The 22,042-nt window shown below is 66.7% G+C and carries 18 protein-coding genes, 1 pseudogene and 1 riboswitch; of the genes and pseudogenes, 12 read left to right on the top strand and 7 right to left on the bottom strand.

Translation table 11 applies throughout. The features are described 5' to 3' along the window. Window positions 1-3: 3 nt before the first annotated feature. Together QTI66_RS17840 and QTI66_RS17835 are read left to right on the top strand one after the other, a co-directional pair. The gene (locus tag QTI66_RS17840) at window positions 4-633 is read left to right on the top strand and encodes a hypothetical protein (RefSeq protein WP_286561166.1); all 630 of its coding nucleotides are present in this window, start codon (window positions 4-6) and stop codon (window positions 631-633) included. A 170-nt stretch (window positions 634-803) separates the two neighbouring features. Continuing rightward, a complete protein-coding gene (locus QTI66_RS17835; protein ID WP_286561165.1) occupies window positions 804-1,079 on the top strand; it encodes a hypothetical protein in 276 nt (91 codons plus the stop codon). A gap of 69 nt (window positions 1,080-1,148) precedes the next feature. Here QTI66_RS17835 and QTI66_RS17830 read toward each other — a convergent pair whose 3' ends face one another. Then, window positions 1,149-2,270 carry a helix-turn-helix transcriptional regulator gene (locus QTI66_RS17830; RefSeq protein WP_353506203.1) on the bottom strand — a complete coding sequence of 374 codons (1,122 nt, stop codon included), beginning with the start codon at window positions 2,268-2,270 and terminating at the stop codon, window positions 1,149-1,151. Between the two features lie 311 nt (window positions 2,271-2,581). Here QTI66_RS17830 and QTI66_RS17825 point away from each other — a divergent pair, with 311 nt between their 5' ends. Together QTI66_RS17825 and QTI66_RS17820 are read left to right on the top strand one after the other, a co-directional pair. Then, on the top strand, window positions 2,582-3,781 hold the full coding sequence (locus tag QTI66_RS17825) for an MFS transporter (protein ID WP_286561164.1): 1,200 nt from the start codon (window positions 2,582-2,584) through the stop codon (window positions 3,779-3,781). Window positions 3,782-3,824: 43 nt separating this feature from the next. Beyond that, a complete protein-coding gene (locus tag QTI66_RS17820) occupies window positions 3,825-4,934 on the top strand; it encodes a histone deacetylase-like amidohydrolase (RefSeq protein WP_286561163.1) in 1,110 nt (369 codons plus the stop codon). 14 nt (window positions 4,935-4,948) lie between these two features. On the opposite strand, the gene QTI66_RS17815 is transcribed toward QTI66_RS17820, so the two are convergent. Together QTI66_RS17815 and QTI66_RS17810 are read right to left on the bottom strand one after the other, a co-directional pair. After that, window positions 4,949-7,957: a PAS domain S-box protein gene (locus QTI66_RS17815; RefSeq protein WP_286561162.1), complete on the bottom strand. Its 3,009-nt coding sequence runs from the start codon at window positions 7,955-7,957 to the stop codon at window positions 4,949-4,951. 160 nt (window positions 7,958-8,117) lie between these two features. Continuing rightward, window positions 8,118-8,909, bottom strand: coding sequence for a transglutaminase domain-containing protein (locus QTI66_RS17810; protein WP_286561161.1), 792 nt, complete (start codon window positions 8,907-8,909; stop codon window positions 8,118-8,120). A 185-nt stretch (window positions 8,910-9,094) separates the two neighbouring features. Here QTI66_RS17810 and QTI66_RS17805 point away from each other — a divergent pair, with 185 nt between their 5' ends. Then, window positions 9,095-9,535, top strand: a complete 441-nt coding sequence (locus QTI66_RS17805; protein WP_286561160.1) for a PaaI family thioesterase — start codon at window positions 9,095-9,097, stop codon at window positions 9,533-9,535. 95 nt (window positions 9,536-9,630) lie between these two features. On the opposite strand, the gene QTI66_RS17800 is transcribed toward QTI66_RS17805, so the two are convergent. From QTI66_RS17800 to QTI66_RS17785, 4 genes are all read right to left on the bottom strand, one after another. Beyond that, window positions 9,631-10,077: a universal stress protein gene (locus QTI66_RS17800; RefSeq protein WP_286561159.1), complete on the bottom strand. Its 447-nt coding sequence runs from the start codon at window positions 10,075-10,077 to the stop codon at window positions 9,631-9,633. A gap of 69 nt (window positions 10,078-10,146) precedes the next feature. Further along, complete coding sequence (locus QTI66_RS17795; protein ID WP_286561158.1) at window positions 10,147-10,269, bottom strand: hypothetical protein; 123 nt, start codon at window positions 10,267-10,269, stop codon at window positions 10,147-10,149. Between the two features lie 11 nt (window positions 10,270-10,280). Continuing rightward, window positions 10,281-11,219: a hypothetical protein gene (locus QTI66_RS17790; RefSeq protein WP_286561157.1), complete on the bottom strand. Its 939-nt coding sequence runs from the start codon at window positions 11,217-11,219 to the stop codon at window positions 10,281-10,283. Next, window positions 11,219-12,259, bottom strand: a complete 1,041-nt coding sequence (locus tag QTI66_RS17785; RefSeq protein ID WP_286561156.1) for an isopenicillin N synthase family dioxygenase — start codon at window positions 12,257-12,259, stop codon at window positions 11,219-11,221. The genes QTI66_RS17790 and QTI66_RS17785 overlap by 1 nt, the downstream gene beginning before the upstream one ends. A 297-nt stretch (window positions 12,260-12,556) precedes the next feature. Beyond that, window positions 12,557-12,658: riboswitch (guanidine-I (ykkC/yxkD leader) on the top strand. Window positions 12,659-12,722: 64 nt separating this feature from the next. Here QTI66_RS17785 and QTI66_RS17780 point away from each other — a divergent pair. The 7 genes and pseudogenes from QTI66_RS17780 to atzF all read left to right on the top strand — a co-directional run bounded on the left by QTI66_RS17780 (window position 12,723) and on the right by atzF (window position 22,006). After that, window positions 12,723-13,799, top strand: a complete 1,077-nt coding sequence (locus tag QTI66_RS17780) for a putative urea ABC transporter substrate-binding protein (RefSeq protein WP_286561155.1) — start codon at window positions 12,723-12,725, stop codon at window positions 13,797-13,799. Window positions 13,800-13,835: 36 nt separating this feature from the next. Beyond that, window positions 13,836-14,654, top strand: a complete 819-nt coding sequence (locus QTI66_RS17775) for an ABC transporter permease (protein WP_286561154.1) — start codon at window positions 13,836-13,838, stop codon at window positions 14,652-14,654. Next, window positions 14,647-15,468, top strand: coding sequence for an ABC transporter ATP-binding protein (locus QTI66_RS17770; protein WP_286561153.1), 822 nt, complete (start codon window positions 14,647-14,649; stop codon window positions 15,466-15,468). Before QTI66_RS17775 ends, QTI66_RS17770 begins: the two co-directional genes overlap by 8 nt. Beyond that, the gene (locus tag QTI66_RS17765) at window positions 15,452-16,156 is read left to right on the top strand and encodes an urea amidolyase associated protein UAAP1 (protein ID WP_286561152.1); all 705 of its coding nucleotides are present in this window, start codon (window positions 15,452-15,454) and stop codon (window positions 16,154-16,156) included. Before QTI66_RS17770 ends, QTI66_RS17765 begins: the two co-directional genes overlap by 17 nt. An 8-nt stretch (window positions 16,157-16,164) precedes the next feature. Continuing rightward, a complete protein-coding gene (locus QTI66_RS17760; RefSeq protein WP_286561151.1) occupies window positions 16,165-16,809 on the top strand; it encodes an urea amidolyase associated protein UAAP2 in 645 nt (214 codons plus the stop codon). Between the two features lie 48 nt (window positions 16,810-16,857). Next, window positions 16,858-20,592, top strand: coding sequence for an urea carboxylase (gene uca, locus QTI66_RS17755; RefSeq protein WP_286561150.1), 3,735 nt, complete (start codon window positions 16,858-16,860; stop codon window positions 20,590-20,592). Further along, window positions 20,589-22,006: pseudogene (atzF, locus tag QTI66_RS17750) on the top strand (allophanate hydrolase). Before uca ends, atzF begins: the two are co-directional and overlap by 4 nt. The last annotated feature ends 36 nt before the right edge of the window (window positions 22,007-22,042 follow it).

The following is a 22,042-nucleotide window of genomic DNA, read 5'->3' as shown; positions in this document are numbered from 1 at the left end:
ACCATGAACGGATCATTCGACAAGTTGCTGGCGGTCCCACTGGCTGCCCTCGTTCTGGCCAGCTTCGCACTGACCCCCGCGGCGCAGGCCGCTGGTCGGGAAGGCGGCGGTGGACGTGCCGCAGCCCATGGTGGTGGTGGCGGTGCTCGCGCAGGTGGAGGCGGCGGCGGAGGCGGTGCTCGCGCGGGTGCTGCGGGTGGTGGCGGCAGACAAGCCGCGCAGGCCAACCCCAACAGGGCCGACGCCCGCACCAATGATGTTCGCAGTTCCAGCGCCAACAGCGTCAACAGCAACCGCGCCACCAATGCCAATGCCAACCGGAACACCAACGTCAATGCGAACCGCAACACCAACGTCAACGTCAACCAGAACGTCAACGTGAACCGGAACGTCAACGTGAATGCCAGCGGCAACTGCTGTGGCGGCTGGGACAACGACTATCACCCGGTCGCTGGCGCCGTGGCCGTCGGCGCCGCGGTCGCCGTGACCTCCGCCGTGATCGGCTCGATGGTCCCGTCTGTGCCGCCCAGCTGTGTCCCGGTGAACTACGGCGGCATGGTCTACCAGCAATGCGGAGGCACCTGGTACCAGCCACAAGGATCGCAGTTCGTCGTGGTCAATGCCCCGTATTAGGGGCGTGCCCCGGCGCCGGCATGAAGCCGAGCTCGCCGGGTAGTTCGCGAAGCGCTCATGGAGGCGATGCTGCGCTTCGTTGAAGTGGACCTTGCGCTTGCCAGTGCGATCGACGCACCGGCCAGCGCGAAGCATTCGCAGACGGATCCCCCGTGCGAAACAAGAGGAGCATGCAAATGATCGATTCGGGAAAAGTACGCTGGGGCCGGGCAGTCCAACTGCTCGCCGCGGGCAGCCTTCTCGCCCTGTCGGGCACGGCGCTGGCAACCAATCAATCGCAGCAGCGACAGGAGGGCAGGTCGGCCAATCAGAACGCCAAGCAGGAAGCGCGTTCGAACAAAGTCGACTGCAGACAGGCGAACCAGCAAAGCAACGCCGCGTGCCGACACGACAAGCGCGATACCAAGCAGGACGGTCGTCAGGAAAAACGGGAGATCAAGTACTGAAGTGGCCGGCGAGCCGGGCAAGGGACCCGGCGTCGGCGACGTACCTTGACTTCCGTTGTCGACGATCCTTCAGCGTTTGCCTTGCAGGCCCAGCAGCCAGGGAATCTCGCTCTTGTCGTGCATGCCCAGCTTCTTGTAGGCGCAACGCACGTAGTGGCGCACGGTGGTGGGTGAAATCGCCATGCGTTGCGCCACTTCCTTGTGCGAGAGGCCTTCGCCGTAGTAGCGGATGGCCGCCAGCTCGCGCGGGCTGAGGCGGTCCAACAGCGATCGCGGGCTGGCCTCCAGTTGGTAGAGCCCGGCGATGGGCGAGCATTCGATGCGCAGCGTTTCGCCGACGTAGACCGCCTTGCCGTTGCCGTGCGCGTGCAGGTACTCCTGCAAGTTGGGTGGCAGGTGCTGGCCATGGTAGCCGGGCCATTCGCCGCGCAGCAAGGTCTCGAAGGCCTTGTCGGCCTGATGCACCGCGCCGAAGCCGTCGCAGATGGCGCGCGTGGGCGCGGAGCTGCTCTCCCCGCGCTCATGCGTCAGCCGGAAGGACCGGTTGACGGTCAGCGCCGCCGCCAGGTGGGGCATCATGTCTTCGACGCGCTGCATGTCTTCGGCACTGAAGGGCTTGTCGAGCGAGCGCCTGTAGACCGACAGGAAGGTGGCCAGCCCGAAGCGCTGGTCGAGCACGCACACCACCATCAACTGCGCCAGCCCCCAGCCGACCGCCCAGTCGCGAAAGCGCGGCGCAATGCCCGGCGCCACGATCGAGATCGCGAAGGCCTTGCCATAGCGGCCACCGATGCCCTCCACCAGGGGATCGCAGTCGCGCACCGCTTGCCAGCTCGAGAAGAACTCGCTGGGCAAGCCGTAGACGAAGCTGTTGTGGATCACCGGGCCTGTGGTCGTGAGCGTGGTCACGCCAGTCCACCCGGCATCGAAGGGCAGATAGCCCGACAGGCAGCGAAAGAAGCTGTTCTCGAACTCGCCGATGCCGCTGCGTTGGGCCAGCGCATAGAGGTCGAGCAGCAGCAGGCTGAGTTCGCGCGCGGCCCTGCCGTCGCTGCCGAAGGGGCCGGCGAAGTCGCCGCGGCGCGGCGCCAGCGGGGTGCCGGCGTACTCGTCGAGGCTGATGGCGGGCGGCATGTCCAGGTACGGATCGCGGTGCTGCCTCTGCTGCCCGTTGTCTGCGCTGCGATTCACCTGTGCTCCTTTGGGGTGCCGGCAGCCTCCCTGCAGGCGGGCGTCGGATCGGTGTTTTTGATCATACGTGCCGCCTTCGGCACTTGAAAGGCGGTGCGGGCAGCCCCTCCAAATGAACGGGGCTGACGGGCTCCAGGGCAGCGCGGCCGGTTCTGCGCCCCGCCTGCGCGCCCGGTTCGCACAGAGGCACCGCGCCGGCCTGCGGGTTTACCGCAGCGTCCACTTGAACGTCTGTGCATCGCGCAGTCCGCTTTCCACAATGCGAGCCGATCCGGGCAGCCCGCCCGCCAACCAAGCACCGATTCAACGCCATGAAAAGCATGCATGCCCTGCCGCTCCCCCCGCTCGCTTCCGGTCGCGGATTCACCGCATCCACGCTGGTGTCGCTCGTCGTCTTCGCGGCCATCACGCCGCTGCTGTTGCTCGTGGCGCCGGCGGTGGCCGCGCAGCTGGGCGCCCAACTGGGCCTGAGCGCATCGCAGATCGGCACCTATTTCTTCGTGGAGCTGGGCGCCTTCAGCTGCGCGACCCTGCCGTCCTTCCTGTGGCTGGGCCGTGCCGATGCGCGGCGCGTCGCGGCCGTGGCGGTGTTGCTGCTCGGCTTGGGCAACCTGCTCACCGCGTGGTGGATGCCCGGCGACTTCGCCGTACTGCTCGCGCTGCGCGCCCTCACGGCGCTGGGCGGCGGCACGCTGATGGTGCTGTGCATGACCAGCGCCGCGGCCAGCGCGAACCGCGACCGCGTCTATGGCCTGTGGGTGATCGGACAACTGGTCGCCGGCGCCGTTGGCCTCTACCTCCTGCCGCAATTGTTCGCGGCGTTCGGGCTGCGTGCGCTGTACTTTGCGCTGGCCGTGCTGACGCTGCTGGCCGCGCCGTTGATCCGGGGCTTCGACCCGGGGATCGGTCAGGGCAGCGGCAACGGCGGCAACGGCGGGAATGTCGCGCACGCCAAGGCCGACGGAGCCGGCACCCGGCTCGCAATGGCCGTGCTGTCGATCGCCGGCGTGCTGGCCTTCTACGTGGCGATCGGTGGCGTGTGGACCTTCGCCAGCAAGGCGGCCGAGCTTGCAGGCGTCGGCGCCGGGCTCAACGGCGACCTGCTCGCCATCGCCAGCGTGATGGGCATCGCCGGCGCTGCATGCGCCTCGTACATCGGCGGCCGCTTCGCACGCAAGGCCATGCTGCTCCTGGGCTACGCGATCCTCGTCGCTTCGCTGCTGGGGCTGTCCGTCGGGTCCACGGTGCTCGCCTACGCGGCCACGGTCTTTGCCTTCAAGTTCGCCTGGACCTTCGTGCTGCCTTTCATCCTTGCTGCGGTGGCAAAGCACGACGGCTCGGGACGCCTTGTCGCCTCGCTCAACTTCGTCATCGGCGCCGGCCTGGCGGTCGGGCCGCTGCTGGCTGGCTTGCTGCTCGATGCGGGTGCCAGCCTGCAGGCGCTGTTCCTCGCCGCGGCGGCGATCGGCGTGCTGTCCTTTTCCTGCCTGCTGCGCGTCGAACGCGGCTGATCCTTTCACTTCCACTGCATCACTCACTTCTCGAGGACATCCCATGGACAAGACTGCCTTCTTCACCGACGAACGCACCTTCTGGCATACCGGCGGCATGCACGCGCTCATCCTGCCGGTGGGCGGCTGGGTGCAGCCGCCCTCGGCTGCCGGCTATGCGGAATCGCCCGAATCCAAGCGCCGCTTGCTCTCGCTGATCCAGGTGTCCGGCCTGGCCGCTTCACTGGACATCCGCAGCGCGGCGCCCGCGACCGAGGAAGACCTGCTGCGCATCCATCCACGCGAATACCTGTCGCGCTTCAAGGCGCTGAGCGATGCCGGCGGCGGCGACCTCGGCGACTACGCGCCCTTCGGTCCAGGCAGCTACGAGATCGCCGCCCTGTCGGCCGGCCTTGCGATCGGCGCGATCGACTCGGTGATGTCGCGGCGCTCGCGCAACGCCTTCTCGCTCTCGCGTCCACCGGGTCATCACTGCCTGCGCGACAAGCCGATGGGCTTCTGCCTGCTGGCCAACATCCCCATCGCGATCGAGGCTGCGCGCGCCAAACATGGCATCGAGCGCGTCGCGGTGCTTGACTGGGACGTTCACCACGGCAACGGCACGCAGTCGATCTACTACGAGGACCGGAACACCCTCACCATCTCGCTGCACCAGGATCGCTGCTTTCCGCCCGGCTACAGCGGCGCGGAGGAGCGCGGCGCGGGCGCCGGCCTGGGCGCGAACATCAACATCCCGCTGCTGCCGGGCGGCGGGCACGACGCCTACCTGCATGCCTTGGAGCGCATCGTCCTGCCCGCCCTGGATGCCTTCCGGCCCGAGCTGATCGTGGTGGCCAGCGGCCTGGACGCGAACGCGGTCGATCCGCTGGCGCGGATGCTGCTGCACAGTGACAGCTACCGCGCCATGACGCGCCTGGTGCGGGAGGCCGCGCAGCGCCACTGCGACGGGCGCCTGGTGATCGTGCACGAAGGCGGCTACTCCGAAGCCTACGTGCCCTTCTGCGGCCACGCGATCGTCGAGACGCTGGCCGACGTGCGCACCGGCGTCGTCGATCCGATGCTGGAGCTGGCGATGGCGCAGCAGCCCAACGAACGTTTCGCGGCCTTCCAGCGCGATTTGATCGACGAGCTGGCGCGGCAATTCGTGCAGTAGAGCGCTGGGCGCCCCTACCGCTCGACCATCTCCCTCACCTTGCGCGCCAGCGCCGCAATGTCGAAGGGCTTGGTGATCACCTCCATGCCCGGCTCCAGCAGCCCATTGCCCACCGCCGCATTCTCCGCGTAGCCGGTGATGAACAGCACCTTGAGCTGCGGCCGGGCGACGCGCCCTGCATCGGCCACCTGGCGGCCGTTCAGGCCACCCGGCAATCCCACGTCCGTCAGCAGCAGGTCGATGCGCGCATCCGACTGCAGCAGGCGCAGCCCGCCGGGTGCGTCTTCGGCCGACAGCACGCGGTAGCCGGCGCCCTCCAGCTCTTCGACGATCAGCATGCGGATGGTCGCTTCGTCCTCGATCACCAGCACGGTTTCGCCATCGCCCGGCTCCGCCGCTTCATCGTCCGGCTGTTCGGGGTCTGCCTCCGCACTGCCCAGATGGCGTGGCAGGTAGAGGCACATGGTCGTGCCCTTGCCCAGTTCCGAATACACGCGCACCTGCCCGCCCGATTGCCTGACGAAGCCGTAGACCATCGACAGGCCCAGGCCCGTGCCCTGCCCCATCGGCTTGGTCGTGAAGAACGGATCGAAAGCGCGCGCAATGGTTTCGGCCGACATGCCCGCGCCGGTGTCGGTCACGCAAATCGAGATGTATTGGCCGGTGGGCAAATCGCGCTCCGAGGCCGCGCGCTGGTCCAGCCATTTGTTGGCCGTCTCGATGGTGAGCCTGCCGCCGTTGGGCGCCATCGCGTCGCGCGCGTTGATGCACAGGTTGAGCAGCGTGTTCTCCAGTTGCGAGGGGTCGACCTTGATGGACCACAGGCCGCCCGCGCCAACCACTTCGACCTCGACACTCGGCCCCATGGTGCGACGGATCAGGTCTTCCATGCCGCCGATCAGCCGGTTGGCGTCGACCGCCTTCGGGTCCAGCGTCTGGCGCCGTGAAAAGGCCAGCAGGCGATGCGTGAGTGCGGCCGCGCGGCGCACCGAATCCTGCGCCATGCCGAGGTAGCGCGCGGAGTTGTCGAACTTGCCCGCGGCGATGCGCCGCTCGAGCACCTGCAGGCTGGTGCTCATGCCGCCCAGCAGGTTGTTGAAGTCGTGCGCAATGCCGCCGGTGAGCTGGCCGATGGCTTCCATCTTCTGCGACTGGCGAAGCGCTTCCTCGGCGGCCATCAGTTCCTTTGTGCGCGCGCGCACATTGGCCTCCAGCGTCTCGTTGGCCTCGCGCAGTTGGACTTCGCTCAGGCGCAGCGCCACCACGCCGCGCGCGCGTTCGGCGGCTGAACGCGTGCGCTCGGCCATCTCGCGCACAAAGGCCAGTTCCTCGGGCGTCCAGGGGCGCACGCTGGTGTTGTTGACGTAAAGCACCGCCACCAGCACGCCCTGCTCCATCACCGGCACGTTCACGAAAGCGCGGCTGTCGAGTGCTTCCAGCGCAGGCGCGGCGGAGGACGTTCGCGCGTCTTCGCGCACATCGGCGATGTTGATGAATTCGTTGCGCTTCAGGCTGTCGATGAAGGAGCCGTAGTCGCGCAGCGGGGTGACGCCGGCCAGGCTTTGCACGCCGGGCGCCGTCCAGTCGCGCTCGACATGCAGGGTGTCGGCCACGGCGTCGATGGTGCCGAACCCCACCCGGCTCGCGCTCAATGTCTCGCCAAGCAGCCGCAGGGAGGCAAAGGTGATGTCCGCGGGGGCATCCAGATCGAGCAGGCGCTCGGGCAGCGAGGCCAGCGCGTCCGAGAAACCCAGCGCGAGCTTGCGCGCCGTCTCGTCCCGCGCAATCTTCAGGAAGCCGCGGGGCCGGCCGTGCGCATCATTTGGCAGGGGGCGCACGGAACCGTTCATGTACACGCGCGTGCCGTCCTTGCGCAGATGCCAGCGCTCGTCGGTGGCGCAACCCTCGCGCGCGGCTGTCTCCAGTTCCATCACGTCCGCGCGCCGGGCGCGATCTTCGGGCGTGAAGAGCGTGGAAGCGGTGCGCCCAACGATTTCCTTGGCGCTCCAGCCGAAGATGGCCTCGGCGCCGGCCGACCAGTCGGTGACGAAACCCAGCGCATCCGTCGCCAATATCGCGTGGTCTTTCGCGCCTTCGATGACGAGCGCCAGGCGCGCATCGCTTTCTCGCCGCGCCGTCTCCGACGCCAGCCGCGCGGTGACGTCCACGCCCTCGACAAAGATGCCCGTGACGGTGTCGGTCGCATCGCGGATGGGCTGGAACACGAAGTCGACATAGCGGTCCTGTACCGGGCCGTCTTCATGCACCTGCATGGCGTAGCGGGAGCCGTGCGCGGTAAAGGCCTCTCCGGTCGCGTAGACCTTGTCGAGCAGGTCGACATAGCCCTGAGCCGCCGCGTCGGGCAGCGCCTGCGCCACGGTGCGACCCATCAGCTGGCGATGACCGGTCAGACGCTGATACGCCGGATTGGCGAACACGAAGCGGTGATGCGGCCCGGCGAGCATGGCCATGAAGCCCGGCGCCTGCTCGAAAAGCTGTTCGAAGCGCTCGCTCTCGCGCAGCATGTGGCGTTCCGCGATGACCTTTTCTGTCGTCTCCACGACGATGGCCATGACGCCGACGGGCATGCCGCCGTCGTCCAGCAATGGCGAATAGTCCAGGTTCATCCACACGCGCTCGGCCTTGCCGTTCCGGTAGAGGGTGAGTTCCTGGTCGGTGTAGCTCAGCGTTCCGCCCGCGAGGCCGACTTTCATGACGTTGTCGTTGAAGTCGGCGACTTCGTCCCAGCCTTCGCGAACGTTGGAGCCGAGCAGCTGCGGATGGCGCTGTCCGGCAAAGACGGAATAGGCGTCGTTGTAGACCATGACACCGTCTTCGCCCCACAGCATGACGATGGGCACCACCGAGCGCAGCATGAGCGCGGTGGCGGCTTTCATGTGAGGCGGCCAGTCGCCAAGCGGGCCGACCGGGGTGCGGCTCCAGTCGCGGCCGGCAATCAGTCCAGCGAGTTGCCCGCCTCCGGTCAGGAAGGGCCAGGTACTTTCGGCTTGGTGGATTGCCATGGGTTGCGGGTGGAGGAAGGGTCCGGTATTCTTGTTCGAAAAGCGCCCGCCCTTGCGTCAGCCGGGGCCGCGCCGTCGAGCCGGATTCGCCTTGCGCCAAGTGTTCCGGCGCTTGCCGCCTTGGGAACCGCCACCCCAAGCCATCGCGCGTCTGGCGTTTTCAGCGCGCGGGACCTACGCAGTGCACGCTGACTTTCATGTCGCCCATTTCGAGCGGGCCGTAATTGGAGAGAAAGGCCACGTCCGCCGCATCGCGGCCATAGGCCACGACGATGCGGCCTCCGCGCGGCTCGGCCTGCGTGGCGTCGAAGGTGTACCAGCGCCCGCCAACGTAGGCTTCGAACCAGGCGTGCATGTCCATCGGGTCGAGTTCGTACAGATAGCCCACCACTATGCGCGCCGGGATGCGCAGCGCGCGGCACAGCGCCACACCGATGTGGGCGAAGTCGCGGCACACGCCGGAGCCGGCGTCGAGCGTGTCCAGCGCATCGGTGCTGCCATCGCTCACGCCGTACTTGTATTCCACGTTCTCGTGGATCCACGCGCGGATGGCCTCCACTTGCGCATAGCCGGGATCGACGCCTTGGGTGATCTCCCTGGCGCGGTCTTCCATCTTGTCGGACGGGCAGTAGCGGCTCTGGAGCAGGAACACGAGCACGTCCGAAGGCAGGCGGGCAATCGGCGTGACGCCCGCATCGGGTGCGACGGCGATGTGCTCTTCGGTCTCCATCACCGTGCTGACTTCGATGCGCATCTCGCCGGCGGGAATGGTCAGGCGCTGGCACAGGTTGCCGTACGGGTCGACGTATTCGGTCGTTGGCACCCACGGCCGCATTTCGTAGACCTCGCTCACCATCCACTGCGCCTCGCCACTGCGAGGACGCATCATGGCCACCACGGGGCAGTCCTCCGCGGCCTTGACGGTCATCTTGCATTCGGCATGGATTCTCATGGGGGAGGTCCTTCGACAACGGCGGGCGTGTCAAGCGGTTATAGGGCCGATGTGCCGGGCGGCGCGTAGGCGGAGCGATGAAATTGCAAGATCCACGCCGCCGGAGTGCGCTGCGCCCGGATGGATCGAGGCAGCGAGTCGCCGCGGCACGGCAAACCGGTGTGTCGGCGCGTCACAATGACTGCATGAACACCGCAGACAACGGCGCTGCGTCGGCCGACGCCCCGCCCGGATACACCACCCTCAAGACATTGGACCGCGGCTTCGTGCGATTGGTCGGCCCCTTCTTCCTGCACGACGAACGGCCGGTGCTCGCCACGCGCATCACGCCCGACCATCTCAATTCCATCGGCATCGTGCACGGCGGCTTCCTGGCGACGCTGGCCGACACGGCATTCGGGGCGGTGCTGCGACGCCAACTGAGCCTGCCGGCGCCGCCTGCGACGGCAAGCCTGAGCGTGGACTACATCGGCGCCGTGCGTGAAGGTGACTGGCTCGAAGCGCATGTCGACGTCCACAAGGTGGGCGGGCGGCTCACCAACGCGAGTTGCCTGCTGAAGGTGGGCGAGCGCTTGGTGCTGCGTGCGAGCGGGATCTTTGTCATGAGCGTGCCGGGGACGCGCTGAGTCGGCGGGCACTCAAACGGGCTTCGGGGCAGAAGTCCCGTGCAGCGACATGCGCCTTGCGGCATTCACGCCATTGCCGCACGCCAGCGCATCACTCAACGCAAGACCAGCACAGGAATCTGCGCCCGGCTCAGCACACGCTGTGTTTCGCTGCCCAGCAGCAAGCGCTTGATGCCCTTCCTGCCGTGCGAGGCCATCACGATCAGGTCGCACTGGTGCTTTCTTGCCGCGGCGATGATCGTTTCGCCCACCGCGTCGGAATGCATCACCACCGTCCCGGCCTTGACGCCCCGGTCCGCGGCGGACTGCGCGGCCTGCTCCATCAGCGCCTGTGCATCCTGGGCGAGACCCTGCTCGATGCGTCCCATGTCCTTCGCGTCGAAGATGGCGCTGCCGCCGACGAAGTTGCTTTCGGGGTAGACCGGCACCACCGTCAGCACCAGCAGCTGCGCACCGTGCACGCTGGCCAGTTCAATGGCAGAGGCGACGGCTCGCGTGGCAAGGGCCGAACCGTCGGTGGCGACGAGGATGTGCTTGAACATTTGGAGCCTGGCTTGGCGTCACGCTACCACGTGAGCGCTGCCTCATGCTCGCAGCCCGGTACTCGACGTTCAGGCCCGCTGCATGGCCCGCTTGCGTTGCAGTGCGCGAAACAGGTCCGCGAGCAACACGGCAAGCCCTGCGCGGGCGCAGCAGGGGAAGAGATCCTTGGAGTCGATGGGGTTGTTGGGCATGGGACGTCCTTTCAGATCAATGAATGCGTGTAGCGGCCGAGCGTGGCCGATTCGCGATGTCGCCAGTCGCGTGCCGAATCCGTTTGCGCAGTGGACTGCGGCCATGCCATGCCGGCCTTGATCACATCGACTTCGAAGCGGCGCTCGCACGTGATGCCGCCGCGCTTCACCAACTGATGCACGATGCCGTCGGCGTCCACGCTGAAGCCATCGAGCGCGAAGACCGGCTGCCCCACACGACCGGGCAGCGTCGAATGCGTGGTGATGAAACCGTCCTGCACGGAGCCGCGGGCGATGGAAGTTTCGAAGTTGAACAGGCCACGCAAGCCCTGCTCGTTGCCTGCGGCCGTCAGCACCTGTTCGAGGAATGAACCCTGCCCGGCGGGTGGCTCCACGCGCCCGAGCACAAGCCCCGCGTGCTTGCCGCTGACGATGAGGCCGCCGCCGCGGTGCAGCACGCGGCCGGTGCCCATCTCCTTCTCTTCCAGCAGGCGCAGGCCCACCAGCGGACCGGGCGCCGAAGGCTGCAGGCGCCAATCCTCGACGTACGCACCGCTCGGCGCGAACTCGACCATGCAGTTGCCAACGCGCTGCAAGGGCGCCGGCTCGGGCCAGCGATCGTGCAGCTGCAGGGCAGTGGGTTCGCGCCACACGAGTTGCGCGCCATCCCATACCGATTCGGCAACCCATCCCTCGTAGTTGCCGAGCACTTCCAGTTCGGCCTTCGAATACGCCGCCCACGGCTTTGCCAACGCGACCAACCCGTCATTGCGCGGCAGGCGAAGGTCGATCGAGAAATTTCGGCTCTGCAGCCAGAACACCTGCGTCTCGATGTCGCTGCTGCCATCGGCAAAGGCGATGCAGTGACGGCGATACAGGCCCATCATCCACTCGGGCACTTGTTGCGCCGGACGGCGCGGGTGGCGCTCGATGAGTTCGAGCAAGTGCATCACAGCACCACCTCTGCCTTGCGGCCGAAGCTGTCCACCGTGCGCGCGCCCTCGGGCAGCTTCAGCTCGCCGCGTGCGATGCGTTGCTTGAGGTAGGTGAAGGTCTGCTGCGTTTGCGCGTAGATGTGGTCGCCGCAATTCAACGGCGTGTAGGGGCTCGGGCCGTCCTGCGCAGCGCGCGGCACGATGGGTTCGATGACGGTGTCGTAGTCGCAGGCGCAGAAGAGCGGAAAGGAATAGCGCTCTTGCGGCACCTTGCGCACGCGATGGCGCGTGGCCACGAAGGCGCCGTTGGACAGCACTTCGAGCATGTCGCCGATGTTGATGACGAAGGCGCCCGGCATCACCGGCACGGAAATCCATTCGCCCGCCCCGTTGATGACTTCCAGCCCCGGCGCGGTCGGCAGCAAGATGGTGAAGCACTCGTAGTCGGTGTGCGAGCCGATGCCTTGCCCTTCGCCCTTCGGCACTTCGTCGAAGGGGTAGTGGATCAAACGCAGTTGGCTCGGCGGCTGGTTCACGTGGCGCACCAGGCGGTCTTCTTCCACGCCGAGCGCGAGTGCAAAGCCGCGGAACAGCAGCTTGCTCAGGGCCAGCACTTCCTTGTAGTAGGCGCTGACGTCCTCCCTGAAGCCGGGCATCTCGGGCCAGCGGTTGGGCCCCAGCAGCGGCCTGCGTCCTTCCACCGACTCATGGTCAAAGCCGACGTCGTACGCTTCCTTGCGGTCGATCACGTTCTCGCTGAAGCGCTCTTCGCCTTCCGGCACGTAGCCGCTGTGGTTGGTCGATTCGCCGATGTAGTTGCGCATCTTCACTTCATGCGGCTGCGCGAAGTAGGCCTTCGCGCGTTCGATGAGTGCCTCGATGCTGCACTCGCTGACGCGATGGCCCGTGAGATAGAAGAAGCCCGCATCGCGTGCGGCTTGGCCGAGCTGGTCGGCGGCCTGCTGGCGTTCGTGCAGATGGGGGGAATGGAGGCTGGTGATGTCCACCACCGGCAAGGCCTGGAAGGCGGTGTGTTTTCTGCTGGGTCCCGACACTGTGAAGCTCCTTTGTTGATGAGTGTCTGGCCGTCCAGCATGTCTGCCTTTTGCGTGAGTACAAAAGGCCCAAGTCGTCCTGGCTCGCATCGCGCGAGAGAGCGAAGACAAAAGCAGATTTCAGGCCTGCCGTTGATGCGCTTCGTCGCACCAAGTTCGTGACGCCGCGGCTCGCCCAGCACCAATCGGGGGCAACGCACGCACCGAACCCCGCTCCAGACCCATCCAATAGTTGGCACGACTCCTGCTGCAACCATTGCGGGAGCCGGCGACAAACCGGTTGACACGCACAATTTGCAAATGGATGGCTAGGGTTCCGGTTCGCTGACCAGGCGAACGCTGGTCCGAGAGCTGTCGACCTCGGTAGGGGTTACACGGCGGGACAAAAGCCCGGGAGATGGACGCGATCGCAAGACCGCGCCGCTCCCGGGCTTTTCTGTTTCACCCTACTTGAGGATCCAACGTGTCAAAGCTTTCCAGATTCATCAGCAGCGCGACGCTGTGCCTCGCCACCCTGGCCTGCCTGCAATCCGCAGTCGCAGCAGCGCCGCGCACCGACTTCAAGGTGTGCTCCTCCATCTATGCCGGCTTCATGCCCTGGGCCGAAGCGCAGGCGCAGGGCATCTTCGCGAAGTGGGGCAAGAAGTACGGCGTCAACATCAGCGTCGTGCAACTCAACGACTATGTGGAGTCGATCAACCAGTACACCGCGGGCAAGTTCGACGGCTGCGCCATGGCCAACATGGATGCGCTGACCATCCCGGCCGCCGGCGGCGTCGACTCGACCGCCATCATCGTGGCCGACTATTCCGACGGCAACGACGGCATCGTCATCAAGGGCAAGAACAAGAAGCTGCAGGACCTCAAGGGCCAGACGGTGAACCTGGTCGAGTTCTCGGTGTCGCACTACTTCCTGGCGCGCGCACTCGAATCGGTGGGCATGAGCGAACGCGACATCAAGGTGGTCAACACCAGTGACGCCGACATCGTGGCGGCCTTTGCCACGCCTTCGGTGAAGAATGCGGTGACGTGGAACCCGATGCTCTCCACGCTGGCCGACGGGCAGGACGCATCGCTGGTCTACACCTCGCACCAGTTGCCCGGCGAGCTGATGGACATGATGGTCGTCAACACGAAGACGCTCAACGACAACCCCAACTTCGGCAAGGCGCTGACGGGCGCGTGGTTCGAGATGATGTCGGTCATGACCGCCAAGGACGATCGCGCGACCAGGTCCCTCACCGCGATGGCCAAGGCCTCGGGCACCGACCTCGCGGGCTTCAAGGCACAGCTGTCGACCACCGCCCTCTTCTACACGCCGCAAGCGGCGCTGAAGTTCGCGACCAGCCCCGACATGCCCAAGATCATGAGCCGCGTCGCGAAGTTCTCCTTCGACCACGGCATTCTCGGCCAGGGCGTGAAGAGCCCCGATGCCATCGGCATGGCCTTCGACGGCGGCGCCGTCGTGGGCAACAAGAACAACCTCAAGCTGCGCTTCGACCAGAGCTACGTCCGCATGGCGGCCGAAGGCAAGCTCTAAACCGATTCCAACAACGCAACCGCGAGGGCCTGCGCCATGCGCCTCATCAATCGACGACCCGGTCGAGGGAACGCCGTGTTCCTCCTGCTGATGCCGTTCGTCATTCTCCTGGCCGTCTACTTCCTCGGGTCGACGGCGCGGCTGGCGGACAACCCCGACGACAAGCTGCTGCCCAGTGCGGTGCAGATGACGGAAGCCATCCACCAGTACGCCTTCACCGAGGACAAGCGCACCGGCGACTACCTGCTGTGGGTCGACACCGGGGCGAGCCTGAAGCGCCTGGGCATCGGGCTGGCCGTCAGTGCGGTGCTGGCGCTTGTCGCGGGCATCCTGCTGGGCAGCTTTCCGTTCTTCGCGGCCAGCTTCTCGCCCTTCGTGACGGTGATCTCGATGATCCCGCCGCTGGCGGTGCTGCCGATCCTGTTCATCGTGTTCGGGCTCGATGAACTGTCGAAGGTGGTGCTCATCGTCATCGGCATCACGCCGGTGATGGTGCGCGACCTGCAGCAGCGTGCCAACGAGATCCCGCGCGAGGTGTGGGTGAAAGCGCAGACGCTGGGCGCCAACAGCTGGACGCTGATCCTGCGCGTGATCGTGCCGCAACTGGTGCCGCGCCTGCTGGTCGCGCTGCGCCTGTCGCTGGGCTCGGCATGGCTCTTCCTGATCGCCGCGGAAGCGATTGCGTCCACCGACGGCCTGGGCTACCGGATCTTCCTGGTGCGGCGCTACCTGGCGATGGACGTGATCCTGCCCTACGTGGTGTGGATCACCCTGCTCGCCTGGCTCATGGACCTGGCGCTGGCCTTCATCACGAAGCGCGCCTTTCCGTGGTTCGGAGGAGCACGCCATGCTTGAAGTACGCAACGTCTGGAAAAGCTACGACGACCAGGTCGTGCTGGAGCGGCTGAACCTCACGGTGAAGGAAGGCGAGTTCTGCTCGATGGTCGGCGCCTCGGGCTGCGGCAAGTCCACCTTCCTGCGGCTGCTGCTGGGGCAGGAGCAATGCAGCAAGGGAAGCATCCTGCTGGACGGCAAGGCCCTGCCCTCGGAGCCGGACCGGCACCGCGGCGTGGTGTTCCAGCGATACTCGGTGTTCGAGCATCTGGATGTTCTGCGCAACGTGATGATCGGCCTGGAACTGCCGGCGTCGCCCTTCGTCGGCAAGCTCTTCGGTGCCAAGCGCAAGGCCGCGCGGGACGAAGCGGTGGCGATGCTGGAGCGCGTGGGCCTTGGTGCGTCGCTGCACAAGTACCCGAGCCAGTTGTCGGGCGGCATGCAGCAGCGGCTGGCGATTGCGCAAGCGCTCATCACCAAGCCGCGCATCCTGCTGCTCGACGAGCCTTTCGGCGCGCTGGACCCCGGCGTGCGGCGCGACATGCACGAGTTGCTGCTGGGCCTCTGGCGCGAGACCGGGCTGACCATTTTCATGGTCACGCACGACCTCAAGGAAGGCTTCGCGCTGGGCAGCCGCATGCTGGTCTTCGACAAGTGCCGCATCGATCCGCAGGCGCCGGGCGCGTACGGCGCACGCATCACCTACGACATTCCGCTGGACCGTGGTGGCGACGCCAACGGCCAGTTGTCGCTCGCGAAAGCCGCCATCGAGCGAGGGCTGCCACGGCCCGCCCACAACATCGAACAAGGGAACCTCCATGTCGTCATTGCTTGAAGAAACCATCCCGGGCGGCGGACACACCTCGCTCATCGTCAAGCGCGGCCAGTCGCTGCGCATCACCGACATCGAGGGGGGAGCCAACGTCAGCCTGCTGATGCTCAACGCTCACGAGAAGAGCGAGCGCCTCAACCTGCCCGACACGCTCAAGTGCCAGCACACGGCGAAGCTCACCGCTGGCCATTGCCTCTACTCCGACATGGGCCGCGTGCTGGCCGCCATCGTGCGCGACACCTGCGGCTGGCATGACCCGATCGGCGGCGTATCGGATGCGGCCGAGGTCGAAGTGCAGTACGGCCACGGCCGCTACCAGGAACTGCGCAACGGATTCCATCGCAACGGGCAGGACAACCTGCTGGTCGAGATGGGCAAGTGGGGCCTGAACATCTCGGACCTGCAGATGACGCTCAACCTCTTCAGCCGCGTGGACGTGCGCGAGGACGGCGGCTTCCGTTTCTCGTCCGGCAACTCGAAGGCCGGCGATCTGGTCGAGCTTTATGCGCCCATGGACACGCTGATCGTGCTCACCGCGATCCAGCACCCGCTGGACCCCAGCGACGTGTATGCGCCCAAGCCGGTTCGCATGCAACTGGAGCGCGCCGACGCCTCCGTGGCCGAGATCTGCCGCCTGTCCTGCGAGGAGAACCAGCGCGGCTTCATCAACACCGACCGCCTTTACCTGTGAGGCCCGACATGACGACAACACAACTGACTGCCAGCCCCCGCACGCCCGAGACGGCCGTGTTCCGCGAAACCGTTGCCGCCGGCGAGCCGTGGGTGAAGGAACTCAAGGCCGGCCAGACACTGCGCATCCTCGACCTCGAAGGCAACCAGGCGGTGGACACGCTTTTCTTCAACCTGCACGACCGCAGCGAACGCTTCGACGCGCAGCGCACCTTGCGCCGGCAAAAGAGCCTCTACATCACGACGGGCACGGTCCTGTATTCGAACCAGGGCAATCGCATGCTGACCGTCGTCGCCGACACCTGCGGCCGGCACGACACCCTCGGCGGCGCCTGCGCGCAGGAGAGCAACAGCGTGCGCTATGCCCTCGGCAAGCGCTACATGCACAGCTGCCGCGACAACTTCCTGCGGGCCTGCGCGCACGACACGCGCCTGGGCAAGCGCGAGATCGGCGCCAACATCAACTTCTTCATGAACGTGCCGGTGACGCCCGAAGGTGGCCTCACCTTTGCCGATGGCATTTCCGCGCCGCAGAAATACGTCGAGTTGCTGGCGGAGATGGACGTGCTGGTGTTGATCTCCAACTGCCCGCAGTTGAACAACCCCTGCAATGCGTACAACCCGACCCCGGCCGAGTTGCTGATCTGGGATTAGCGGACCACGCGCCTCGCAACGAGGCGCCGTGCCGGGGACGACCCCGGCATGCATGAACAACTGGCGGGACGACTCGCCAACGAGGTTCTTCACATCATGTTCGACAAAGTATTGATCGCCAATCGTGGCGCGATCGCGTGCCGCATCATCCGTACGCTTCGTGCGCTCGGCCTGAAATCCGTTGCGGTGTACTCGGAAGCGGACGCCGATTCCGCGCACGTGCAGCAGGCCGACGAGGCCGTGTGCATCGGCCCGGCGCCGGCGGCGCAGAGCTACCTCGACGCGGATCGCATCCTGGCGGTGGCGCGCGACACGGGTGCCGGCGCCATTCATCCGGGCTACGGTTTCCTCTCCGAAAACCCCGGCTTTGCGCAGGCCTGCGAAGCCGCGGGCATCGCCTTCATCGGGCCGACCGCGCAACAAATGCTCGCCTTCGGCCTCAAGCACACGGCGCGTGCGCTCGCTGAAGAACATGGCGTGCCCTTGCTGCCGGGCAGCGGACTGCTGGCTGACCTCGGCTCTGCCCTTTCCGAAGCCGAGCGCATCGGCTACCCGGTGATGCTCAAGAGCACGGCCGGCGGCGGCGGCATCGGCATGCGGCTGGTGCGTGACGCAGCCGAACTGGCGCCTGCCTTCGAAGCGGTGCAGCGCCTGGCGCAAGCCAACTTCAAGGACGCGGGCCTCTTCCTCGAAAAGTTCGTCGAGCGCGCGCGGCACATCGAAGTGCAGGTGTTCGGCGACGGCGCAGGCCATGTCATCGCGCTGGGAGAGCGCGACTGCTCGGCGCAGCGTCGCAACCAGAAGGTCGTTGAAGAAACCCCAGCGCCGCACCTCGATGCGGCAACGCGCACGGCGATGCTGGATGCGGCGGTTCGGCTGGGCAAGGCAGTGTCGTACCGCTCCGCCGGCACGGTGGAATTCGTGCTCGACGCCGACACGCAGGCCTTCTACTTCCTGGAAGTCAACACCCGCCTGCAAGTGGAGCATGGCGTCACCGAACAGGTCACCGGCATCGACCTCGTGGGCTGGATGGTTCGGCTTGCACGCGGCGAGTCTTTTGCGCTGTCTGCACCCGAAGCGCAAGGCGCCTCGATCCAGGTGCGCCTCTACGCCGAAGACCCGGCACGCAACTTCCAGCCGAGCGCCGGACGCCTGACCGAAGTGGCCTTCCCCGACGACACACGCATCGAGACCTGGGTCGCCACCGGCAGTGAAGTGCCGCCCAACTACGACCCGATGATCGCCAAGCTGATCGTCACCGGACGCGACCGGGCCGATGCCGTGCAAAAGTTGCAAGCCGCGCTGGCGAGCACGCGGCTGGCGGGCATCGAGACCAACCTGCGCTACCTGCGCGCCATCTCCGCATCGGCGGATTTCGTCGAAGGCCGCATCGTCACGCGATCGCTGGCCGACTTCAGCTACCAGCCCAAGGCCTTTGAAGTGCTCGAAGCGGGCGTGCAGACCACCGTGCAGGACTGGCCCGGCCGCCAAGGCTATTGGGACGTCGGCGTGCCGCCCTCCGGTCCCATGGATGACCTCGCATTCCGCCTGGCGAACCGCATCGTCGGCAATGACAGCGACGCCGCCGGCCTCGAATGCACGATGAGCGGCCCGACCCTTCGCTTTCACCACGACGCCGTGATCGCGGTGTGTGGCGCGGCGATGCGCGTCACGCTCGACGCGCAACCGGTGCGCCTCTGGCAGGCCACGCACGTGAAAGCCGGCAGCGTCCTGAAAATCGGCGCAGTCGAATCGACGGGCGGCAGCCGCGCCTACCTGGCCGTGCGCGGCGGCATCGACGTGCCGGCCTATCTCGGCAGTCGCTCCACCTTCACGCTGGGCCAATTCGGCGGCCACGGCGGCCGCACGCTGCGCACCGGAGACATGCTGCACGTCGGCGAGCAGGCGCTTGCGCCTGCGCACCTCACGCTCGACGCCGCCGCAGTGCCGACCTACGCGCAAGGCGCCACGCCATGGGAAATCGGCGTGCTGTACGGCCCGCATGGCGCGCCCGACTTCTTCACCGACGGCGACATCGCGACCTTCTTCGACACGCCCTGGGAGGTGCACTACAACTCGAGCCGCACCGGCGTGCGACTCATCGGCCCCAAGCCCACCTGGGCGCGTCGCGATGGCGGCGAGGCGGGCCTGCACCCGTCGAACATCCATGACAACGCCTACGCCATCGGCGCGATCGACTTCACCGGCGACATGCCCGTGATCCTCGGCCCCGATGGTCCGAGCCTCGGTGGCTTCGTTTGCCCTGCGGTGGTGGTGGCGGCCGAGCGCTGGAAGCTGGGGCAACTGCGTCCCGGTGACAGCGTGCGCTTTCGCTGCGTATCGCAAGCCGAGGCGCTGGCGCTGCAGGATGCGCAGGACCGTTGGGTCCACGAACTGCAGGCGCCGGCGGCACCCGCTTTCGTGGGCCGCGCGCAGGATGCGTCGCACCTCGCATCGCCGGTCGTCTTCGAGCGCGAAGCCTCCACGGGCCGCCCCGCGTTGGTCGTGCGGCAGGCCGGCGACCGCTATTTGCTGGTCGAACTCGGCGAGTTGCAACTCGACATCGCGCTGCGCATGCGCATCCATTCACTGCACGCTGCCCTGCAAGCCCAAGGCATCGACGGCATCATCGACCTCACGCCGGGCATCCGATCGCTGCAGCTGCACTATGACCCGCGCCGCGTCGATCGCGCCGCGTTGATCGACGCCATTGCCTTGGCCGACGACGAATTCGGCGACACCGACGACCTGACCGTGCCTTCGCGCACCGTGTACCTGCCGCTCTCGTGGGACGACAGCGCAACCAGGCTGGCCATCGACAAGTACATGCAATCGGTGCGCCCCGACGCGCCCTGGTGCCCGAGCAACATCGAGTTCATCCGCCGCATGAACGGGCTGGACAGCATCGAGGACGTGCACCGCATCGTGTTCGACGCGCGCTACCTCGTGCTCGGCCTGGGCGACGTATACCTCGGCGCACCGGTCGCCACGCCGGTCGATCCGCGTCATCGCCTCGTCACCACCAAGTACAACCCGGCGCGCACCTGGACACCGGAGAACGCGGTGGGCATCGGCGGGGCCTACATGTGCGTTTACGGGATGGAAGGCCCCGGCGGCTACCAGTTCGTCGGGCGCACGCTGCAGATGTGGAACCGCTGGCGCGATGCGTCCAGCGGCGCCGCCGCCTTCGAAGCAGGCAAGCCCTGGCTGCTGCGCTTCTTCGACCAGATCCGCTTCTACCCGGTCGGTGAGGAAGAGCTGCTGCGCATCCGCAGCGATTTCCCCGCGGGCCGCTACCCGGTGCGCATCGAACCGGGCGAATTCAGCATGCGCGAGTACCGCGAGTTTCTGGATGGCAACGCAGAAGACATCGCCAGCTTCAAGACCACGCAACAGCTGGCCTTCGAGGCCGAACGCGAGCGCTGGCGCGTGCAGGGGCAGGCCGAATACGTGGACGAAGCTTCACTCACCACGCCTGCAGATGACGCGCTCGACCTGCCCGAGGGTGCCAGCGCCATTTGCAGCCAGGTCCCCGGCAGCGTCTGGAAGGTCGCGGTGCATCAAGGCGACGTCGTGGCGCAAGGCGACACGCTGGTGGTCGTCGAATCCATGAAGATGGAATTCGCAGTGACGGCGCCCTTTACAGGCCGTGTGCACAGCGTGCGCTGCACCGAAGGCGCAGCAGTCGGGGCCGGACAAGAGGTGGTGGTGCTGATGCCCGCAACCGATCCTTCGACCGCACGCGCCGAAGAAGACCGGATTGCCGCGGAGTTGGCTGCGTGAACGCGCGCGTCCCCATTCATCGTGTCGGCTTCTCGCTGGAAATTGCCAGCCTGCAGGCCGACTACCGCAAAGGCACGCGCACGCCGCTCGACGTGATCGAGGCTGTCATCGCGGCGACGGAGGTGGACACGCACCATGCCTGGATCCACCGCATCGACGCCCGCGCACTGCGCGCACGCGCCAGCGCCTTGCAGGAACGTGGGCCCGCAGGCCTGCCCCTGTACGGCATCCCGTTCGCCATCAAGGACAACATCGACCTGGCCGGCGTGCCCACCACCGCCGGTTGCCCCGACTATGCCTACCTGCCGCCCGCCAGTGCCTTCGTCGTCCAACAGTTGCTCGACGCCGGCGCCATCGCCGTCGGCAAGACCAACCTGGACCAGTTCGCGACCGGCCTGAACGGCACGCGCTCGCCCTACGGCGCCTGCCTCAACGCCTTCGATTCGGCGCGCGTGTCGGGTGGCTCCAGCTCGGCTCGGCGGTGGCTGTTGCTTTGGGCCAGGTCAGCTTCGCGCTGGGCACCGACACGGCAGGCTCAGGCCGCGTGCCCGCTGCCTTCAACCACCTCGTAGGCCTGAAGCCGACCTGCGGGCTGCTGTCGACCACGGGCGTGGTGCCGGCCTGCCGCTCGCTCGACACACCCTCGATCTTTGCCTTGACGGCCGCGGATGCGCATCGCGTGTTCAAGGTGGCCAAGGCTTACGACGAAGCGGATTCGTACGCGCGGCCCGCGCAAGCCCACGGCGTTGATTTCGGCAGCGCCACACGCTTTCGCCTCGGCGTGCCTGCGGCGGATCAACTGCAGTTCTTCCAGCCTGGCTACGCACAAGCCTTCGACGCGGCCTGCGATCACGCCCGCCAGCTGGGCGCGGAAATCACCACCATCGATTTCGCGCCTTTTCTCGAAGCCGCACGGCTGCTGTACGAAGGTCCATGGGTCGCCGAGCGCTACCAGGCCATCCGCGACTTCATCGACACGCAGCCGCAAGCCGTGTTTCCGGTCACGCGCGAGATCACGCTCGGCGGCGCCAAGCCGCTGGCGGCCGACGCTTTTGCCGCCTTCTACCAGCTGCGCGCGCTTCAGCGGCAATGCGGGAAAACCTGGCGCAGCGTCGATGTGCTGCTGCTGCCGACCGTGCCCTCCCACCCGGGCATTGCGGCCATGCTGGAAGAGCCGGTCCGCCTCAACAGCCAGCTCGGCCTGTACACCAACTTCATGAACCTGCTCGATTGCGCAGGCGTGGCGCTTCCTTTCTCCTTGCTGCGGGATGGCCTGCCCTTTGGCGTGACCTTCGCCGCGCCCGCGCATCAGGACGTGCCGCTGCTGCACCTGGCCCAACGCTGGCAGCGGTCGCTGGCCGGCGCATCGGCCACCCTGGGCGCAACCGGCTTCACCGCTCGCCGCCACACGTGATTTCAATTTTTTCAACCCCGGAGTACCCAGTGCCTC

It is taken from the genome of Variovorax brevis, from assembly GCF_030317105.1.
GTDB lineage: Bacteria > Pseudomonadota > Gammaproteobacteria > Burkholderiales > Burkholderiaceae_C > Variovorax > Variovorax brevis.
This window is presented reverse-complemented; position numbering and strand designations above follow the sequence as displayed.

What these genes read in the sequence shown, in the direction of transcription:
- QTI66_RS17840 (WP_286561166.1), top strand. Translation starts at nt 4, where the DNA reads ATGAACGGATCATTCGACAAGTTGCTGGCGGTCCCACTGGCTGCCCTC.
- QTI66_RS17835 (WP_286561165.1), top strand. Translation starts at nt 804, where the DNA reads ATGCAAATGATCGATTCGGGAAAAGTACGCTGGGGCCGGGCAGTCCAA.
- QTI66_RS17825 (WP_286561164.1), top strand. Translation starts at nt 2,582, where the DNA reads ATGAAAAGCATGCATGCCCTGCCGCTCCCCCCGCTCGCTTCCGGTCGC.
- QTI66_RS17820 (WP_286561163.1), top strand. Translation starts at nt 3,825, where the DNA reads ATGGACAAGACTGCCTTCTTCACCGACGAACGCACCTTCTGGCATACC.
- QTI66_RS17815 (WP_286561162.1), bottom strand. Translation starts at nt 7,957, where the DNA reads ATGGCAATCCACCAAGCCGAAAGTACCTGGCCCTTCCTGACCGGAGGC.
- QTI66_RS17810 (WP_286561161.1), bottom strand. Translation starts at nt 8,909, where the DNA reads ATGAGAATCCATGCCGAATGCAAGATGACCGTCAAGGCCGCGGAGGAC.
- QTI66_RS17805 (WP_286561160.1), top strand. Translation starts at nt 9,095, where the DNA reads ATGAACACCGCAGACAACGGCGCTGCGTCGGCCGACGCCCCGCCCGGA.
- QTI66_RS17800 (WP_286561159.1), bottom strand. Translation starts at nt 10,077, where the DNA reads ATGTTCAAGCACATCCTCGTCGCCACCGACGGTTCGGCCCTTGCCACG.
- QTI66_RS17795 (WP_286561158.1), bottom strand. Translation starts at nt 10,269, where the DNA reads ATGCCCAACAACCCCATCGACTCCAAGGATCTCTTCCCCTGCTGCGCC.
- QTI66_RS17790 (WP_286561157.1), bottom strand. Translation starts at nt 11,219, where the DNA reads ATGCACTTGCTCGAACTCATCGAGCGCCACCCGCGCCGTCCGGCGCAA.
- QTI66_RS17775 (WP_286561154.1), top strand. Translation starts at nt 13,836, where the DNA reads ATGCGCCTCATCAATCGACGACCCGGTCGAGGGAACGCCGTGTTCCTC.
- QTI66_RS17770 (WP_286561153.1), top strand. Translation starts at nt 14,647, where the DNA reads ATGCTTGAAGTACGCAACGTCTGGAAAAGCTACGACGACCAGGTCGTG.
- QTI66_RS17765 (WP_286561152.1), top strand. Translation starts at nt 15,452, where the DNA reads ATGTCGTCATTGCTTGAAGAAACCATCCCGGGCGGCGGACACACCTCG.
- QTI66_RS17760 (WP_286561151.1), top strand. Translation starts at nt 16,165, where the DNA reads ATGACGACAACACAACTGACTGCCAGCCCCCGCACGCCCGAGACGGCC.
- uca (WP_286561150.1), top strand. Translation starts at nt 16,858, where the DNA reads ATGCATGAACAACTGGCGGGACGACTCGCCAACGAGGTTCTTCACATC.